Source organism: Streptomyces sp. WM6372, from assembly GCF_001279655.1.
Taxonomy (GTDB): Bacteria; Actinomycetota; Actinomycetes; order Streptomycetales; family Streptomycetaceae; genus Streptomyces.
This window is the reverse complement of sequence record NZ_LGDB01000093.1, coordinates 22,669-40,231: the sequence shown is the minus strand read 5'-3', so window position 1 is coordinate 40,231 and position 17,563 is coordinate 22,669. Positions and strand designations below refer to the sequence as shown.

General features: G+C 73.3%; 15 protein-coding genes. 11 read left to right on the top strand and 4 right to left on the bottom strand.

Annotated features, from left to right (window positions below; genetic code table 11):
- The first annotated feature begins 106 nt into the window (after nt 1-106).
- The 4 genes from ADK52_RS08795 to ADK52_RS08780 all read left to right on the top strand — a co-directional run bounded on the left by ADK52_RS08795 (nt 107) and on the right by ADK52_RS08780 (nt 3,423).
- Nucleotides 107-793, top strand: a complete 687-nt coding sequence (locus tag ADK52_RS08795) for a HemK2/MTQ2 family protein methyltransferase (protein WP_234343570.1) — start codon at nt 107-109, stop codon at nt 791-793.
- Complete coding sequence (locus ADK52_RS08790) at nt 777-1,091, top strand: CDGSH iron-sulfur domain-containing protein (protein ID WP_053689203.1); 315 nt, start codon at nt 777-779, stop codon at nt 1,089-1,091. Before ADK52_RS08795 ends, ADK52_RS08790 begins: the two co-directional genes overlap by 17 nt.
- Nucleotides 1,092-1,096: 5 nt before the next feature.
- Nucleotides 1,097-2,137 (top strand): iron-containing redox enzyme family protein, encoded by a 1,041-nt coding sequence (locus ADK52_RS08785; protein ID WP_053689261.1) that lies wholly within the window; start codon nt 1,097-1,099, stop codon nt 2,135-2,137.
- Nucleotides 2,138-2,250: 113 nt separating this feature from the next.
- The gene (locus ADK52_RS08780; RefSeq protein ID WP_063783798.1) at nt 2,251-3,423 is read left to right on the top strand and encodes a carboxylate-amine ligase; all 1,173 of its coding nucleotides are present in this window, start codon (nt 2,251-2,253) and stop codon (nt 3,421-3,423) included.
- A gap of 62 nt (nt 3,424-3,485) precedes the next feature.
- Here the strand turns inward: ADK52_RS08780 and ADK52_RS08775 are convergent, their stop codons facing one another.
- Nucleotides 3,486-5,180, bottom strand: coding sequence for a CocE/NonD family hydrolase (locus ADK52_RS08775; protein WP_053689202.1), 1,695 nt, complete (start codon nt 5,178-5,180; stop codon nt 3,486-3,488).
- Between the two features lie 93 nt (nt 5,181-5,273).
- Here ADK52_RS08775 and ADK52_RS08770 point away from each other — a divergent pair, with 93 nt between their 5' ends.
- The 6 genes from ADK52_RS08770 to ADK52_RS08745 all read left to right on the top strand — a co-directional run bounded on the left by ADK52_RS08770 (nt 5,274) and on the right by ADK52_RS08745 (nt 13,068).
- Nucleotides 5,274-5,990: a TetR/AcrR family transcriptional regulator C-terminal domain-containing protein gene (locus ADK52_RS08770; RefSeq protein WP_053689259.1), complete on the top strand. Its 717-nt coding sequence runs from the start codon at nt 5,274-5,276 to the stop codon at nt 5,988-5,990.
- Nucleotides 5,991-6,070: 80 nt separating this feature from the next.
- A complete protein-coding gene (locus ADK52_RS08765; protein ID WP_053689201.1) occupies nt 6,071-6,283 on the top strand; it encodes a hypothetical protein in 213 nt (70 codons plus the stop codon).
- A 416-nt stretch (nt 6,284-6,699) separates the two neighbouring features.
- A complete protein-coding gene (locus ADK52_RS08760) occupies nt 6,700-6,918 on the top strand; it encodes a hypothetical protein (protein ID WP_053689200.1) in 219 nt (72 codons plus the stop codon).
- A 162-nt stretch (nt 6,919-7,080) separates the two neighbouring features.
- A complete protein-coding gene (locus ADK52_RS08755; protein WP_053689199.1) occupies nt 7,081-7,890 on the top strand; it encodes an HlyD family efflux transporter periplasmic adaptor subunit in 810 nt (269 codons plus the stop codon).
- Between the two features lie 86 nt (nt 7,891-7,976).
- Entirely contained in the window at nt 7,977-10,103 is a 2,127-nt protein-coding gene (locus ADK52_RS08750; RefSeq protein ID WP_053689258.1) for an NHLP family bacteriocin export ABC transporter peptidase/permease/ATPase subunit, read from the top strand.
- A 1-nt stretch (nt 10,104) separates the two neighbouring features.
- The gene (locus tag ADK52_RS08745) at nt 10,105-13,068 is read left to right on the top strand and encodes an NHLP bacteriocin export ABC transporter permease/ATPase subunit (RefSeq protein WP_053689198.1); all 2,964 of its coding nucleotides are present in this window, start codon (nt 10,105-10,107) and stop codon (nt 13,066-13,068) included.
- Nucleotides 13,069-13,089: 21 nt separating this feature from the next.
- Here ADK52_RS08745 and ADK52_RS08740 read toward each other — a convergent pair whose 3' ends face one another.
- Nucleotides 13,090-13,836: a YczE/YyaS/YitT family protein gene (locus ADK52_RS08740; protein ID WP_078988150.1), complete on the bottom strand. Its 747-nt coding sequence runs from the start codon at nt 13,834-13,836 to the stop codon at nt 13,090-13,092.
- Nucleotides 13,837-14,081: 245 nt separating this feature from the next.
- On the opposite strand from ADK52_RS08740, the gene ADK52_RS08735 reads away from it, so the two are divergent.
- Nucleotides 14,082-15,878, top strand: coding sequence for a VanW family protein (locus ADK52_RS08735; protein WP_053689197.1), 1,797 nt, complete (start codon nt 14,082-14,084; stop codon nt 15,876-15,878).
- A 28-nt stretch (nt 15,879-15,906) separates the two neighbouring features.
- On the opposite strand, the gene ADK52_RS08730 is transcribed toward ADK52_RS08735, so the two are convergent.
- Together ADK52_RS08730 and ADK52_RS08725 are read right to left on the bottom strand one after the other, a co-directional pair.
- Nucleotides 15,907-16,128: an acyl-CoA carboxylase epsilon subunit gene (locus tag ADK52_RS08730; protein ID WP_053689196.1), complete on the bottom strand. Its 222-nt coding sequence runs from the start codon at nt 16,126-16,128 to the stop codon at nt 15,907-15,909.
- Entirely contained in the window at nt 16,125-17,399 is a 1,275-nt protein-coding gene (locus tag ADK52_RS08725; RefSeq protein ID WP_078988146.1) for a cytochrome P450, read from the bottom strand. Before ADK52_RS08725 ends, ADK52_RS08730 begins: the two co-directional genes overlap by 4 nt.
- Nucleotides 17,400-17,563 lie beyond the last annotated feature (164 nt).

The following is a 17,563-nucleotide window of genomic DNA, read 5'->3' as shown; positions in this document are numbered from 1 at the left end:
GCTGGGGCCAGTGTGATTGGTGAGCTCGTGGCGGGGCAGTCGCAGGGTCTCGGCAGTCACTCGCTCTCGCCAGTGCGGGCGTGCCGGTCGGTCAAGGAGGTGCGCGGTGTCCTGTTCGGCTCTGCCCCAGGGTGAGCTGCCCGGCGGCCTGATCGCTCTGCGGGGCGTCTATCGGCCGCAGGCCGATACTCGTTTGCTGGCCGCGGCGCTCGAACAAGAGGAACTGGGGCCCCGGACGGACGTGCTGGAGATCGGCACGGGCACGGGCGCCCTGGCCCTGCAGGCCGCGGGCAGGGGCGCGCGAGCCACGGCCGTCGACGTTTCCTGGCCGGCGGTGGTCACCGCACGCCTGAACGCCGTGCTCCGACGGCTCCCCCTGCGGGTGCTGCACGGCGACTTCGTGGCCCGTACCTCGGGGCGCCGCTTCGACCTGGTGGTCAGCAATCCTCCGTACGTTCCCGCCCCACAGGCCGGGCTGCCGTCGCGGGGGCCGGAGCGGGCCTGGGACGCCGGTCCCGACGGGCGCATGGTCATCGACCGCATCTGTTCGGCGGCCCCGGCCCTGCTGCGCCCCGGGGGCGTCCTGCTCATGGTGCATTCGGGGATGTGCGGGGCCGATGAGACGGTGGAGCGGCTGACGCGGGCGCGGCTGACCGCGGAGGTCACGGCGAGGTCCTACGTGCCGTGGGGCCCCGTACTGCGGTCGCGGCGGGCCTGGTTGGAGCGGCGGGGACTGGCTGCGGGGACCGAGGAACGGGAGGAACTGGTGATCATTCGTGCCCGGCACCTCTGACCACGCCCCGAGCGCGGCGAACGCGGCGAACGCGGCGAACGCGGCGAACACCCCGAGCGCGGCGAACGCGGCGTCCGCGCCGATGCCCGCCCGCCGGGTGTTCGTGGATCCGCAGGGCCCCGTCCTCGTCGAGGGCCCGGTGGAGATCGTCCTGGACGACGGGACCGTGGCCCGGTCCGACCGTTTCGTGGTCGCCGTGTGCACCTGCCGCCGCAGCCGGACGTACCCCTGGTGTGACACGAGCCACCGCCGCCGCGAGCGCGCCGCCCCGCCGCCCGGGGACAGGAACACGCGATGACCGCGATGACCCCTCCCGGCCCGCGCACGCCGGCGACCACGACCACGACCACGGCCCGCCCCCGCCTGGCCGCCGGGCGGGGCGAGCTGTCCTCCGCGCTGGCGGACGCCCTGCGCTCCGGCCGCCCACCGGCGTACCAGCCGGGGTCGGTCCTGAGGGCCGACCCGTGGGGAGAGGACCTCCAGCTCGCGCTCTACCTGCTGTACGAGCTGCACTACCGGGGCTTCGACGGCGTGGACGAGGAGCGGGAGTGGGATCCGGACCTGCTGCGGCTGCGCCGGAGCCTGGAAGACCGCTTCCTCCACGCCGTGCGGACCGAGCTGTCCGGCGCCCCAGACTCGGTCGAGGACGCGTTCGCCCCGCTCCTCGTAGAGCCCGTCGACCTCTCCGGCAGCCTCAGCCATTACCTGGAGACCGAGGGCGAGCTGTGGCAGCTGCGCGAGTACGCGACCCTGCGCTCCCTTTATCACCTCAAGGAGGCCGACCCGCACGCCTGGGTCATCCCCCGGCTCACCGGCCGCGCCAAAGCCGCGATGGTGGCCGTCGAGTACGACGAGTTCGGCGCCGGCCGCGCCGACCGCATGCACGCGGGGCTCTTCGCGGACCTCATGGCCGACCTGGATCTGGATCCGGGGTACGGCCGCTACCTGGACCGCGCTCCGGCGCCGCTGCTCGCGACCGTGAACCTGATGTCCCTCTTCGGGCTCCACCGGGCCCTGCGCGGCGCTCTCGTCGGCCACTTCGCGTGCGTCGAGATCACCTCGTCGCCCGGGTCCAGGCGCCTGGCCAAGGCCATGCGGCGCTGCGGAGCGGGACCCGCCGCCGAGCACTTCTACGCCGAGCACGTGGAGGCCGACGCCGTCCACGAGCAGGTCGTGCGCCACGAGGTCATCGGAGGGCTCCTCGCCGACGAACCCGGCCTGGAGGCGGACGTCGCCTTCGGCTGCGTGGCGACCGGCCTCCTGGAAGACCGCCTCGCGGCCCACATCCGCGGGGCCTGGGACCAGGGGCACAGTGCGCTGCGCCCACCTCTCCCCGAGCCGTGACGGGTGGGGCGGGGGACCGCGCCGGCGTGATTGGCGGGACGGCCAGTGGGCAGTCGCGGTGTGACGGGTGAGCCTGCCCGGCTTGCCACGGCCCGGTACAGGAAGGCTCCTCCATGTCGCGCACAGTGATCGCCCCGGCCCGTGGAGTCGACGGGGTCGATGCAGGCCCGCTGCCGGGCGCCCGGCGGATGACGGTGGGCGTGGAGGAGGAGTTCCTGCTCGTGGACCGGCGTACGGGCATGCCGGTGGCCCGCGGTCCGCTCGTCGTGGAAGCCGCACGTGAGGTACTGGGTGAACGGGCACAGCCCGAGTTCTTCGGCGCGCAGGTCGAGGTGTGCACCCGCCCCACGGCCGACATGGCCGAGCTGAGGTGCGAACTGGCCCTGCTGCGGCGGGTGATGGCGGAGGCCGGGGCCGGTGAAGGATGCCTGCTGGCCGCCACCGGCACTCCGGTGATCCCTCCGGAGCGGCCGCCGGCGGTGACCCCGGGGGAGCGGTACGGGCGGATGGCCGCCCGCTGGCCGTTCCTGGTGGGTTCGTACGACGGGATGGTGTGCGGCTGCCACATCCACGTGGGGGTGACAGGGCGCGGCCAGGCACTCGCACTGGCCAACCACATGCGTCCCTGGCTGCCGGGATTGCAGGCGCTCGCCGCCAACTCGCCCTTCTCCCTGGGCCGTGACACCGGCTGGGTGAGCCGGCGGTCCGTGGAGCACGCACGCTGGCCCGGAGTGGGGCCCGCCCCCCTGCTCGACGAAGCCGGCTACGACCGCCTCGCCGATCACCTGGTGCGGACCGGCACGCTGCTGGACCGCCGGATGATCTACTGGTACGCGCGCCCCTCCGAGCACGTACCGACGCTGGAGATCCGGCTCTGCGACGTGAACGCCGACCTCGACGTGGTCGTGCTGCTCGCCGCCCTCGTGCGGGGACTGGCCACCGCCCTGCTGCCCGAGATCGCCGAGGGACGGCCCGCTCCTCGCCTGACCGAGTCGCGCCTGCGTGCGGCGCACCGGCTCGCCGCCCGGCAGGGGCTGGAGGGGGAAGGGCTCGATCCCGTGAGCGGGGAGTACGTACCGGCCGCGACGGCGGTCGGGCTGTTGCTGGCGCGGGCGGGGCCCGGACTGGAAGCCGTCGGCGACCGCGACCTCGCGGAGGAACTGTTCGACCGGATACGGCGCTCCGGCGGCGGAGCCGCCCGTCAGCGTGCGGCGTACCTGCGCCGGGGCCGCCTGAGCGACGTGGTCGGCGACCTGGTGCGCACGACCCTCAACGCCCCGACGTGAAGGCGCCGCTGCCGGCCCTGCGGGAGCGGTGAACAGGGCCGGCGTGATCCGAAGGGCACGGCCTATCCGAAGGGCACGGCCTGGGCGTCCGTCGCGAGCATCAGGGCCGAGTCCGCGTGGAGCGTGAGGTGCACCGGTGTGAACGTGGTGGCGTCCACCGGCGATTCGCCGGTGCCGGGGTTGCGGGCGTAGCGGGGGTGGGCGCCCGCGCTGATCTGCCAGCGTATGCGGTGGCCGACGGCGAAGCGGTGAGCCGTGGAGCTCATCGGCACGGAGGCCTGCGACGGCTCCCGCCCATCCGTCCGCAGGCGGCCCACCCCGTCGCAGACGTTGACGGAGCGGCCCTGTGCGTCCACGTCGCACAGGCGGGTGAAGACGTCGGCGTGACCGGTGTCCGTGGAGATGCTCAGCCGTGCCGAGACGGGTCCCAGGACGTCCAGGGGCTCGGTCAGCGGTGGGCTGGTGAAGGTGAGGACGTCGTCCCGGGCCTCCAGGGCGCTGTTGTCGCGCGGACCGGCGGTGCGGGAGAGGACGGGGCCGCCGACGGAGGGGGTCGGGTCCTCCGGGTCGTAGCGGAACGACGTCACGGGCGCGGAGTCCGTGGGGGCCTGCCGGGTGAGATGCCCCTGGGCGGTGGGGAACCACGGGCTGACGTCCGCGGCCGGAGGCCAGTCGCCGAGGTTCCGCCAGGCGTTCTCGCCGCCGACGTGCACGCGCACCCTGGTGGGACGGAGGTCGGAGGGGTCGCCGTCGAGGTGGGCGCGCAGCCAGGCGAGGCTCTCGGCGAACACCTCGGGCCAGCCCTGTTGCAGGGCGGAGGTGTGGGTCCAGGGGCCGACGAGGAGGGCGGTCTCGCAGCCGGCCGCACGCAGCCGGTCGTACTGCTCAAGGGTCTGGTCCGCCAGCGCGTCGTGCCATCCGGTGATCAGCGCCGTGGGCACGCGCAGTCGCTCCGCCGACCGCGCCAGTGATGCGCCGTGCCAGTAGGCGTCCGCGGCGTCCGGGTGTGTCATCACCTCGTCCAGCCAGGGCACTTCGCTTCCGAGGGCTGACTCGTGCGCCCCGCGCAGGGGCTTCGCGGTGGTGGCGTCGCGCAGCCGGCGCTGAAGGCGCAGCGTCGCCTTGACGAACGGTCCCATGCCCCGGTGCTGGTAGGTCATGCCCGCGCCGACGGCGAGGGCGGTTTCCAGGTGCAGGGCGCCGCCCCCGTGGAACAGGGCGTGGGGATCGTGCAGGCTCACCTGCGCCACCATCGCCTTCAGTTCCGGCGGCGGGTCCAGGGCGAGGGCCCATTGGGTGTAGGCCAGGTAACTCGGCCCGAGGGTGCCCAGTGTTCCGTTGAACCAGGGCTGCTCGCGGAGCCAGGACACCGTGGCCAGGCCGTCGGCGGCCTCGTTGCGCCACAGGTCGAACGCGCCGCCCGAACCGCCGGTGCCGCGGCAGCTCTGCAGGACCACGTGGAAGCCCTGTTCGGCGAAGAGCAGGCCGTACATGGGGGACCACGGCAGGCCCCGGCCGTACGGCGAGCGCACCAGGAGGGTGGGGAAATCGCCCTCGGCGCGCGGGAAGTAGTGGTCCGTGATCAGCGGGCTGCCGTCGGCGGCCGGCACCACCAGCCCGGGCTCCCACCCGACATCGTGCAGTTTGGCCGGGAGGCCGCGCCAGGTCGCCCTCATCATCCGTGCGGCCAGCGGCGGTTTCCCGGCGGGCGGTGCCCAGATCGGCCTCGACACAGGACCGTGCGTGCGTGACGTCATCGTTCCCCTCCTTGATTTCCGTACAGTGTACGAGAATAGACCATGCTTGACTGGCCCCGCACAGGGCCGCCGATCGAGGAGAGGAGCGTGGCCGTGCCCCGCGAAGGAAGCGCCGGCGCCCCGGGCGTCGATCCCCAGGAACTCTGGCTGGGCTCTGACCAGCCCCGCAGGGGTCGCAAGCCCGCCTACAGCCGAGAGGCGATCACCGCGGCGGCCGTCGCGCTGGCGGACGCGGAGGGGCTCGAAGCGGTCACCATGCGGAAGGTGGCCGCACAGGTCGGAGCCGGCGTCATGTCGCTCTACAGCTACGCCCCCGACAAGGAGACGCTGCTGAACCTGATGGTCGACCACGTCAGCGCCGAACTGCCGGCCGCGCACCCGCTCACCGGCGACTGGCGCGCCGACCTGAAGGCGATCGCCCACCTCCAGCGCGCCCACATGCTGCGGCACCCCTGGCTGCCCGCCGCTCTGACCACCCGCCGCGCCCCCGGACCCCACACCCTGGCCTTCCTGGAACGCGCGCTCGCCGCCCTGCGGCCCGCCGGACTGGACGGCGCGGCGAAGCTGGAGGTCTTCGCCCAGCTCACGGCATTCGTGGCCGGGCACGTCGCGCACGAGTGCGCGCAGGCCGCGCTGACGCAGTCCCCGGACCGGGCCGCAGCCGAAGCCCGCTACCTCGCCGCCGTCGCCGCGGACGGCCGCCACCCGGAACTCGCCGAAGCGCTCTCCACTCCCGGACGCCCCCTCACCCCTGACGCCACCTTCGCCCGGTTCCTGAACCGGCTGGTCGACGGCCTCGACACCGACTGACCCCGATCTGCCCGCCGCTCGGGCGCGGGCGAACGGCGGCCGGCGGCCGTTCGCCCTTGGCCGTTGATCACGGATCGGGCGTGGTGCCGAGGGCCGTGGCCCGCAGGGCGGCCGCGAGGCGTACGACGGGTTCGGCCGGCAGCCGCCACTTCGCCGACCGCAACGAGGCCGAGGTCCTCGACCGCCGCGGCGCCCCGTTGCAGGGCGTTGCCCGCTGCGCCGTCGACCCGGCCGGTGCCCGGCGTCCGTGGAGCCAGTCCGAGGAGATGCTCGCGGACGCGGACGCCGGCTGAAGCGCCGCCGGCGCCAGGCGCCAGGCGCCCGGGTTGCGGTGCGGAGCGTTTCCCGACCGTCACGTTGTGTCGCTGACGCAAATCTTCACTCGGTGAAAGTGGAGGGGATGCCTCCCGTTACATTCCTCCTCGGCGCGACTGGAGGAATATGGGGTTTTGCGGCGATTTGGTCAGGCAGGGTCTCAAGCCGTCATTCTTTGTTACGCGATCTTGTGGAGAACCCGTGGCGATCCGCGGAATCAATCGAAAAGTCCCTCGGGTGAATGGCCATATCGCTTGACCGATGGCGTCAACACAGTTCGCCCGGCCGCTCGTTCGCGTGCTTACATCTGGCCTCGGAAGCGGTCGGAACCACCTAGTCGTGGAACGGCCGCGCCATGTGAGAAACAATCAGACGACTGAAGGGTGCGCACATCATGCGTAACGACATCGAGACCCGTGAGATCGCCGACGACGAACTGGACGCGGTTTCCGGCGGTGTCAGCATCTCCGGTGGGCTTCTCGGCGGTGTGACCGGCGATGTGTTCCACGTCCTGAACACGGTGACCTCGCTCCAGACGGTCCAGGGCGTACAGGCCCTGCCCGGCCAGGTCGAGGGCATCGTCGGCGTTCGCGCCGGTGTCGCCGGCCTCTGAGCCGAGCCGGTACATCAGGGCGCGTGAACCCCGGGACGTACGCGTTCCGGGGTTCACGGGCGCCCATGGCCGCGCGCGTGCGCGGGCCCGTGCAGGTGCCCGTACCTGTGGCCGTGCGCGGGCCCGTGTCGTGAAATGCATTCGAAGGACAGGTCGCTGGTCGTGCAGTTCCGTCAAAAGGCGCTCTCCAGGCTGCAATCGCCCGAAGAACTCGATCTGCCCGTACGGTTCGCGCGCCCGCAGGGGCGATTCGTTCTCGCCGTCACCGCCCTCGTCATGACCGCGGCGGGTTTCTGGGCATTCACCGGATCCGTTTCCTCCAAACTGAGCGCCCCCGGCATCCTCACGCGGGCCCAAGGCAGTTATCTGCTCCAGAGCCCGTACTCCGGACAGGTCACCGCCGTGCTCGCCAAGGAGGGCCAGGCCCTCACCCCCGGCACGCCCCTGCTCCAGGTCTCCACCGAACAGGGCGACCGGACCGTGCGCGTCGTGGCCGGGGGACGGGTGACGAGCCTGGCCGCGAAGACCGGTGCCGTCGTCACGACGGGTGCGGACCTTGCCGTCCTGGAGCGCCCGGGCGGCGCGGACGACCCGCTCGTCGCCGTGCTCTACGTGTCCGGCGGCGCCGGCGGTGCGGAGCTCCGCGCCGGAGCCGCCGTCGACGTGGACGTCCAGTCCGCCCCCCGGCAGCGCTTCGGCGTGTTGCGCGGGCGCGTCAAGGAAGTCGGGCGCACGCCCCAGACGCAGGAGCAGATCGCCGGTTTCCTCGGCGACGCCCGCCTCGCCGCCCAGTTCGCCCGCCAGGGAAATCCCGTCGCGGTGCTCGTACAGCTCGAACGCTCCTCCGCGACCCCCTCCGGCTACCGGTGGTCCACCGCCGGCGGGCCCCCGTACCCCCTCGACTCCACGACGCCGGTCACCGGAGCCGTCCACCTCCCCGCACAGCGCCCCGTCGATTGGCTGCTCCCGTGACCACCGTGCCGCAGGCCCGCCGAGCCCCCTCCCGCGGCCGGCCGCGCCGCCCGCCGCGGCCCGTACGCACGCCCACCGTGCTCCAGATGGAGGCGGTGGAGTGCGGGGCCGCGGCGCTGGCCATGGTGCTCGGCCACCACGGCCGCTTCGTACCCCTCGAAGAGCTGCGCATCGCCTGCGGGGTCTCGCGGGACGGCTCCCGCGCCGGGAACCTGCTCAAGGCCGCCCGCGGGTACGGGCTGACCGCCAAGGGCATGCAGATGGACCTGGCCGCGCTCGCCCGCCTCGGCCCGCCGGCCATCCTCTTCTGGGAGTTCAACCACTACGTCGTCTACGAGGGCACGGGCCGCCGCCTGGGCCGCCGCGGCGCCTACCTCAACGACCCCGCCAAGGGGCGGCGGTTCGTCCCCATGGAGGAGTTCGACACCGCCTTCACCGGTGTCGCGCTCGTCTTCGAACCCGGCCCGCGCTTCCGCCGCACCGGCCGCAGGCAAGGCGTCATGAGCGCCATGCCGGCCCGGCTGCGCGGCACCTCGGGCACCCTGCTCGCCGCCGTGCTCTCCAGCCTCCTGCTGGTGGCCGTCGGCGCGACGGTGCCCGCGCTGAGCCGTACGTACATCGACATGTTCCTCATCGGCGAGCAGACCTCCCTGCTGGGCGTGCTGTTCGCGGCGATGGCGGCGGCCCTGGGGCTCACGGCCGTGCTCACCTGGCTGCAGCAGGCCAACCTGCTGCGCGGACGCGTCATCTCCTCCACGCTCGGCAGCGCCCGCTTCCTGCGCCACCTGCTCCGGCTCCCGGTCGCCTTCTTCACCCAGCGCAACCCGGCCGACCTCGTCCAGCGCCTCCAGTCCAACGACGCGGTCGCCGAGACCCTCGCGCGCGACCTGGCCGCGGCGGGCGTGGACGCCGTGGTGGTCGTGCTCTACGCGGTCCTGCTGTGGACGTACGATCCGCAACTCACCGCCGTCGGGGTCCTCATCGCCCTGCTCAACCTCGTGGCCCTGCGGATCGTCATGCGGCTGAGGGCCACCGGGACGCAGAAGCTGCGCGCCGAGAGCGCCCGGCTCACCAACACCTCGTACAGCGGCCTCCAGCTCATCGAGACGATGAAGGCCACCGGCGGCGAGAACGCCTTCTTCCGCCGCTGGGCCGGCCAGCACGCCGTCACCCTCGACGTGCAGCAGCGGCTCGGCGTCCCCAGCGCCTGGCTGGGCGTCGTCGCGCCCACGCTCGCCGCGCTCAACAGCGCACTGATCCTGATGATCGGCGGCCTGCGGGCGGTGGAGGGGCACCTCACGGTCGGCCTGCTGGTCGCCTTCCAGGCCCTCGTGACCAGCTTCACCGCACCGATCACCCGCCTGGGCGGCGTGGCCGGACGGATCCAGGACTTCGCCGCCGACGCCGCCCGCCTCAAGGACGTCGAGGACTTCCCCGTCGACCCGCTGTACGTGCGGCACGCGCGCGGCGAGAGCCCTGCCGCCGCCCGCCGCCTCAAGGGCCATCTGGTGCTGGACGGCATCACCTTCGGCTACAGCCCGCTGGACGCCCCGCTGCTGAAGGACGTCTCGCTCGCGGTCGGCCCGGGGCAGCAGATCGCGCTCGTCGGCGGCTCCGGGAGCGGCAAGTCCACCGTCTCCCGGCTGATTTCCGGCCTCTACACCCCGTGGGAGGGCGCCATCCGCATCGACGGGATGCGCCTGGAGGACATCCCGCGCGGCGCCCTGGCCGCCTCCGTCTCCTTCGTGGACCAGGACGTCTTCCTCTTCGAGGGCACCGTCCGCGACAACGTCGCGCTGTGGGACCCCTCCATCCCGGACGAGGCCGTCGTCGCCGCCCTCCAGGACGCCGCCGTGTACGAGGTGGTGGCGCGCCGGGCCGGCGGCATCCACGGCCGCGTCGAGCAGGACGGACGCAATTTCTCCGGCGGCCAGCGCCAGCGCCTGGAGATCGCCCGCGCCCTGGTGCGGCGCCCCAGCGTCATGATCCTGGACGAGGTGACCAGCGCCCTCGACGCGGCGACCGAGCGGATCGTCATCGACAACCTGCGGCGCCGCGGCTGCGCCTGCGTGGTGATCGCCCACCGGCTGAGCACCGTCCGCGACAGCGACGAGATCGTCGTGCTCGACCGGGGCACGGTCGTGGAGCGCGGCCGCCACGAGCAACTGCTCGCCGCGCGGGGCGCGTACGCCGCACTGGTCAAGGAGCACTGACGTGGCGACCCCGCGACAGGCCCACCAGCCCCACCCCGTATCGGATCCCGTCGTCGCGGCCCTCGGCGGACTGGGCTCGGCCGTCGACTGCACGGGCCTGCGCAGCCTGTCCCTGGAGGGGCCGCTCGTCCTGTGGCTCGTCGTCCAGGGCGAGCTGGACCTGTTCGCCGTCGACGCCGCGCAGGCGGGCCACTGGCATTTCCTCGGCCGGCTGGAGTCGGGCGCGCTGCTCCTCGGCCCGGTCGAGGGCCCCGCGCACACGCTGACCGGGCGCCCGCTGCAAGGCTGCGTGCTGCGCCGCATCGAGCTGCGCGAGCTGTACCGGCCCGCGTCCGGCGGAGCCGCCTGGGACGGGCACGGCGCATACGGCGCGTACGGCGGGCACGGCGAATACGGCGGGCAGGGTGAGTACGGCGCGTACGGCGCGTACGGCGACCCCTGGCAGGCGGCGCCCAGCCCCCTGGAGGACGCCTTCGCCCGCGGCATCGGCCGCGGTCTGCGCGTGCTGTACCAGGCGCCGCTGGAGGGCGGCGCCGACACCGCCGGCAGCGGCGGGGCCGACGAGGACATCCTGTGGATGCAGATCCCGCCGGGGAGCGTGCAGTACAGCGCCGTGTACGAGTCGTACGACTCGTACTGGTCGAACGAGGGCGCGGGTACGGCCGGCACGCTCCTCGTCGACGAAGCCGTGTGGCAGGGCATGGTCGACCAGCAGTACCGGCTGCTCTCCGCCCTGGACCGCCGCATCGAGCAGGACGAGCGCGCCCACGCGGACCGCACCGCGGCCGGCATCGAGGCCGGAGAGGCCGCCCGTACCCAGGCGGACCGCGCCCTGCTCGCCTCCATCGGCAGCCCCCGCCGGGGCTCCCGCGGCGCCGCCGGCGACGACGCGACCTTCGCCGCGTGCCGTCTGGTGGCCACCGCGGCCGGCATCGCCCTCACCGAGCCCACGGGCGCGGACGCAGCCACCGCATCCGCCCCCGCCGCCTCCGTGCGGACGGACCCGATCGAACGCATCGCCCTCGCCTCCCGCATCCGCACCCGCCCCGTCAAGCTCGCCGGCCGCTGGTGGCGGGAGTACGGCGGCCCGCTGGTCGGCCGGCGCGCCGACGACGGCACGCCCGTCGCACTGCTCTGGCGGCGCGGCCGGTACGAGGCCGTCGACCCGGCCACCGGCGCCCGCGAGCGCGTCCGCCAGGCCAACGCGGCCGTCTTCGCACCGCACGCCGTGATGTTCTACCGCCCGCTGCCCGACCGGAAGCCGGGCCTGCTGCACCTGATGCGCTTCAGCGTGCGCGGCAGCGGCCAGGACCTGCGCAGCCTGGTGCTGGGCGGGCTCGGAGCCGTCGGTCTCGGCGCGTTCGTCCCCGTGGCCACCGGCCGGGTGCTCGGCACGTACGTACCGCACGCCGAGGACAGCCTCATCGTGCAGACCGCGCTGGCGCTCATCGCGACCAGCGTGGTCTCGGCCGCCCTCATGCTGTTCCAGAACGTCTCCGTCCTGCGGATGGAGGGCCGGATCGAGGCCACCTTGCAACCGGCCGTCTGGGACCGGCTGCTGCGCCTGCCGGTGACGTTCTTCGCCGGCCGCTCCACCGGGGAACTCGCCGCCGCGGCCATGGGCATCAGCTCCATCCGCAGCGTGCTGTCCGGCATCGTCCCGGTGTCGCTGCAAGCGGGCACCGTCGGCGCGATGAACCTCGTGCTGCTGCTCGTCTACAGCGTGCCCCTGGCGCTGGCGGCGCTCGCCATGCTGCTCGGGGTGGCCGTCGTCTTCCTGGGCCTGGGGCTCTGGCAGCTCCGCTACCAGCGGCAGCTGATCCGGCTCGGCAACAAGCTCGACAACCAGGCGTTCCAGACGCTGCGCGGACTGCCCAAGCTGCGCGTGGCCGCGGCCGAGAGCTTCGCGTACGCCGCCTGGGCACGGGAGTTCGCCCGTACCCGCGAGCTGCACCAGCGCATCGGCCGGATCAAGAACGTCCTCACCGTCCTCAACGCGGTCTACCTGCCGCTCTGCACGCTCGTGATGTTCATGCTGCTGGCCGGACCGGCCCGCGGCAGCATGTCCGCGGCCGAGTTCCTCACCTTCAGCACCGCCGTGACGATGATGCTGTCCTCCGCCACCCAGCTGACCGGCGCCCTGCTCTCGGCGGCCGCCGTCCAGCCGATGTTCGAGCAGGTCAAGCCGCTCCTCCAGGCGGCCCCTGAGGTACGTTCCGGCGGCGTCCGGCCGGGCGAGCTCAGCGGCGCCGTCGAGGTGCAGAACCTCTCGTACCGGTACGCCGACGACGGCCCGCTCGTCCTGGACGACGTGTCGTTCGAGGTGCGGCCGGGGGAGTTCGTCGCGGTCGTCGGGGCCAGCGGCTGCGGCAAGTCGACCCTGCTGCGCATGCTCATCGGCTTCGACCGGCCGGTCTCCGGCAGCGTGCGGTACGACGGCCAGGACCTGGCCGCGCTCGACCAGGCGGCCGTACGCCGCCAGTGCGGTGTCGTCCTCCAGAACGCGCAGCCGTTCTCCGGCTCGATCCTCGACTGCATCCGCGGCTCCGGGACCTACTCCCTCGAAGAGGCGGCGGAGGCCGCCGCGCTGGCGGGCCTCGCCGAGGACATCAAGGCCATGCCGATGGGCCTGCACACCGTGTTGTCCGACGGCGGCGGCACCGTCTCGGGCGGCCAGCGCCAGCGGCTGATGATCGCCCAGGCCCTCATCGGCAAGCCGCGCATCCTGTTCCTGGACGAGGCCACCAGCGCGCTGGACAACGAGGCCCAGCGGGTGGTCATCGAATCCACCCGCGCCCTGCGCGCCACCCGCATCGTGATCGCCCACCGGCTGTCCACCGTCATGGACGCCGACCGGGTGATCGTCATGGCGGACGGCCGGATCGCCCAGCAGGGTCCGCCCGCCGAGCTGCTCGCCGATCCGACGGGCCCGTTCCACGCACTGGTCCGCCGCCAGGTCGGGTGAGCCCGGGCCCGGCGGAGACCGTCAGCCTCGGGTCGCGGCCGGCGCCGCGGCCGGGCTCTGCGTGTCGGCCGTGTGGTCCGTCTGGACCGCGGGGCCCGGCGCGCTCCCGGCCACGGCGAGCGACGCGCTCCCGGCCACGGCCGGCGACGGCGACCCGGACGCGGCCGGGAGGGCGAAGACGCGGAGGAAGAGCTGGGAGAGCGGGCCGATGGCCAGTGCGTACGCCACCGTGCCCACGCCGGCCGTACCGCCCAGCAGGACCCCGGCCACCAGGACCGTGAGCTCGATCCCGGTACGGACCAGCCGCAGCGAGCGCCCGGTCCGCCGGTGCAGCCCGGTCATGAGGCCGTCGCGCGGGCCGGGCCCGAAGCACGCGGCGATGTAGAGGCCGGTCGCGACCCCGTTGAGGACGATGCCCGCGGTCAGCAGGGCGGCCTGCGCGACCGTGCCGTGCACGTCCGGCAGCACCGTGAGGGTGGCGTCCATGGTCAGGCCGACGGCGAACACGTTGGAGACGGTCCCGAGCCCGGGCCGCTGCCGCATCGGCACCCACAGCAGCAGGACCAGCGCCCCGACGGCCACCGAGACCGTGCCGATGCTCCACCCGGTGCGCTCGGCGAGCCCCTGGTGGAAGACGTCCCACGGGTCCAGGCCGAGCCCCGCGCGGACCAGGAACGCCGAGCTCGCGCCGTACAGCGCGAGCCCGGCGTAGAGCTGCAGGAGCCGACGGGGCAGACGCCGTGCGGGGCGGACGGGGGCGAGGGACATCGGTGGAGCCTTTCGGGGGAGCCAAAGACCGACAGGTCTTACCGTGTGGCATCCCCCGAACGGCCCAACAGGGCCAATCCGAACCAAGTGGCCTTGCTTTCGGCCGACCATTCCGGCAGCGCCCCAGCCGGTCCCGCCTCGTGAGAACTGGCACATTTTCGACCCGTTTGGTCCGAATTGGTGAATGCTGGGTTCCGGTCCACACCGACCCACCAGCGCCACCGGCACCGGGAGAGACGAGAGACATGCGACGTGTACACCGCCCGACGATCAACCGGCGGACAGCCCTGCCCCTCGTCGGCGGGGCCGCCGTGCTCGGCTTCGGCGGCCTCTACCTCACCGGTCTGGCCGTGGCGGGAGACGCCATCGCCGACGGCACCCACGTACGGGGCGTCGACATCGGCGGCCTGAGCCGTACGGAGGCCAGGACCGCGCTGGACCGCGCGCTCGGCCCCGCCGCGGCCGCCCCGATCGAGCTGCGGATCGGCGACCGCGCCGAGAAGGCCGCCCCCGCCGCCTTCGGGCTGTCGCTGGACACCGCCGCCACCGTCGAGCGCGCCGCGCAGGGCGGAGCCGACCCCTTCACCGTGATCGGCCGCCTGCTCACCCCGGCCGAGAACCGGGACGTGGAGCCCGTGGTCCGTACGGACGGCCCCACGAGCACCGCCGAGGTCGACCGGATCACCGCCGCCGGCCGGGAGGCCCGAGACGGCGACATCACGTTCGAGGGAGGCACGGCCCGGGCCACCGCCCCCGTCACCGGTGTCGCCGTACGGGCCGGCCAGGCGGCCGACACCGTACGCGCCGCCTACCTGCGCCCGCAGGCCGGGCCGGTCGCCCTCCCCGTGGACCAGAAGCCGCCGGCCGTGGGGGAGCAGGAGACCGCGCGGGCCCTGAAGGAGTTCGCCCAGCCCGCGATGTCCGGCCCGGTCACGCTCAAGGTGGCCAAAAAGACGGTCACCCTCACCCCCGCCGTGCTCGGCAAGCACCTGTCGGTCGAGCCCGACGCGCAGGGCCGGCTGGTCCCCAAGCTCGACGCGAAGGGGCTGCTGGCCGAGCCCGCGGTCGCCCGGCAGGTCGCGGCGGCCACCAGCCCCTCCCGCGGGGCCACCTTCGGCGTGGACTCCGCCGGCCGCGCGGTCGTCGCCCAGGACGGGCGATCCGGGGTGCAGGTCACCGAGAAGGCCTTCGCCGACGCCGTCGTCCCGCTGCTGACGCGCACCGGCGCCGCCCGTACGGGCGAGGTCGCCGTGACGACGGTCCACCCGCGCCTGACGGCCGAGAACGCACAGGGCCTCGGCATCAAGGAGCAGATGTCCTCCTTCACGGTCAAGTTCCCGGCCGCGCCGTACCGCACCACCAACATCGGGCGGGCCGTCGAGCTGATCAACGGCTCCGTCGTGCTGCCGGGCGAGACCTGGAGCTTCAACAAGACGGTCGGCGAGCGGACCAAGGAGAACGGCTTCGTCGACGGCATCATGATCAACGACGGCCAGTTCGTGAAGTCCCCCGGCGGCGGTGTCTCGGCGGTCGCGACGACCATGTACAACGCCATGTTCTTCGCGGGCGTCCACCCGCTGGAGCACGGGGCCCACTCGTTCTACATCGAGCGCTATCCCGAGGGCCGCGAGGCCACCGTCGCCTGGGGGACCCTCGACCTGCGCTGGAAGAACGACTCCGGCCACGCGATCTACGTGAAGGCCGAGTCCACCGACACCTCGGTGACCATCAGCCTGCTCGGCACGAAGAAGTACGAGGAGATACGCGCGACCCAGGGCCCGCGGACGAACACCACCCCGCCGGCCAAGCGCACGGGCTCCGGTCCGACCTGCGAGGTGCAGACCCCGCTGGAGGGCTTCGACGTGGCCGTCGACCGGGTCTTCGTCCAGGGCGGGCAGGAAGTCAAGCGGGAGACGTACAAGACGCACTACACCCCGCGCGACGAGGTCACCTGCGATCCGCAGCCCTCGCAGTCCCCGGCGGCCCCGGGCCCCTCGGCGGCCCCGACGGGCCCGGCCGCCACGCAGCCGGGCCGCGCCTGACGCCCACGGGCCGTTCGCTCGACGGTTCCTAGACGAACCCGGCGGGCGGGCGCGCCCGCCAGGAGTGGGCGGGACAGTGCACCACCGACCTCATGTTCCGGTCCCAGTGGGCCCGGTGGCGCCGGGTGGAGCGGGGCGCGCACGGCACGGCGGCCGTGCGCGCCAGCATGAGCAGGGCGGCCGTGAGGGCCGCCAGTTCTATGTGGTCCGGGGTGCCCCGGACCACCCTGATCCGGTGCCGGCGTATCACCAGGTCACCGGCAGGGTCTTGGGCCCCCGGATCAGCGCCCCGGCCTGCCATTCGAGCTGCTCGGGCGGCACGGCCAGGGCCAGGCGCGGATAGCGTTCGATCAGCGTGGTGATGATGATCTCGGACTCCATACGGGCCAGCATCGAGCCGACGCAGTGGTGCGGCCCGTTCCCGAAGGCCATATGGGCGATGGGCCCGCGGTCGAAGTCCAGCGCGTCCGGGTTCGGGAAGACCTCGGGATCGCGGTTGGCCGCGAGGTACGAGGAGTACACCGTGTCCCCGGCCTTGATCGTGACGCCGGCGATGTCCACGTCCCGCGTGGCGATCCGCGGCAGACCGACCCCGCTGCGGTGCGGGATGAACCGCAGCAGCTCGTCGACGGCCTGGGGGATCATTTCCGGCTCCCTGCGCAGCCGTTCGTGGTGCTCCGGATGGGTGAGCAGGGCGTACACCATGTTCGCGCTGTTGTTGCGGACGGCGTGCGCACCGCTCACGAGGATCGCGGTGGCGATGGAGACCGCCTCCGGCTCGGTGATCTCACCGGCGTCTGCCGCCCCGGCGAGGACCCCGGCGAGGTCGTCGCTCTGCTTCTCCCGCCGCATGGCGAGCAGGGCGACCACGCATTCGCGCACCGTCTTCAGGGCGTCGGTGCTCTTGTCGGGGGCCGGGCCCGGGGTCATGATCACGTTCGCCCAGGAGGTCATGTCCTTGCGCATGTCCTGCGGCATTCCCAGCAGGTCGGCGACGGCCGCGAGCGGGAACGGGCCGTGCAGGTGCTCGACGAGGTCCGCCGGAGAGCCGTGCCGCTCCATCTCGTCCAGCAGGCCGTCGGCCGTCTGCTGCACGGTCGGCCGCAGCCTCTGCATGCTCTTGCCGGTGAACGCCCGGGCGACCACGCGGCGCATGTCGTTCAGGCGCGGCGGATCGGCGTAGTTCATCGACGCCTGCTGCGAGGCGATCGCGTGCGGGGAGGAGGCGGTGATCGTGCGGCCCACCAGTTCCGACCGGCTGAAGCGCGGGTCGGTGGTCGCCGCCTTCACATCGGCGTAGCGCGCCATCAGCCAGGCGGTTCCCTGGCCGAACGGCAGCCGGATCCGCGTGGCCCGTTTGTCCCGCAGGCGGTCGTGCAGGAACGGGTCGAAGTCCAGCGCCTCGAAGTCGTCCAGGTTCCAGCAGTGCACCGGTTCGCCCGAGGCCGGGTCCAGCTCCGGGGCCTTCTCCGGGTCCATCTCCGGGTCCGGCCTGAGGGCGGTTTGCGGGTCTGACGTCATGGTTCATCTCCCTGCGTGGATGGCACCCCCCAAGGCGCGATTCCGCGGGAAATCGGCACAGCCATCCCTTCCCTCTCGTCACTCGCTCCGCTGCCTCCACGGCGCAGCGTCACCGGATTGGCTCATGTCACCAACGCCGTAGTCCCGCGCGCGCTTCCGGCGCA

What these genes read in the sequence shown, in the direction of transcription:
- ADK52_RS08775 (WP_053689202.1), bottom strand. Translation starts at nt 5,180, where the DNA reads ATGACGTCACGCACGCACGGTCCTGTGTCGAGGCCGATCTGGGCACCG.
- ADK52_RS08750 (WP_053689258.1), top strand. Translation starts at nt 7,977, where the DNA reads ATGGAGGCGGTGGAGTGCGGGGCCGCGGCGCTGGCCATGGTGCTCGGC.
- ADK52_RS08725 (WP_078988146.1), bottom strand. Translation starts at nt 17,399, where the DNA reads ATGACGTCAGACCCGCAAACCGCCCTCAGGCCGGACCCGGAGATGGAC.
- ADK52_RS08740 (WP_078988150.1), bottom strand. Translation starts at nt 13,836, where the DNA reads ATGTCCCTCGCCCCCGTCCGCCCCGCACGGCGTCTGCCCCGTCGGCTC.
- ADK52_RS08785 (WP_053689261.1), top strand. Translation starts at nt 1,097, where the DNA reads ATGACCCCTCCCGGCCCGCGCACGCCGGCGACCACGACCACGACCACG.
- ADK52_RS08735 (WP_053689197.1), top strand. Translation starts at nt 14,082, where the DNA reads ATGCGACGTGTACACCGCCCGACGATCAACCGGCGGACAGCCCTGCCC.
- ADK52_RS08780 (WP_063783798.1), top strand. Translation starts at nt 2,251, where the DNA reads ATGTCGCGCACAGTGATCGCCCCGGCCCGTGGAGTCGACGGGGTCGAT.
- ADK52_RS08760 (WP_053689200.1), top strand. Translation starts at nt 6,700, where the DNA reads ATGCGTAACGACATCGAGACCCGTGAGATCGCCGACGACGAACTGGAC.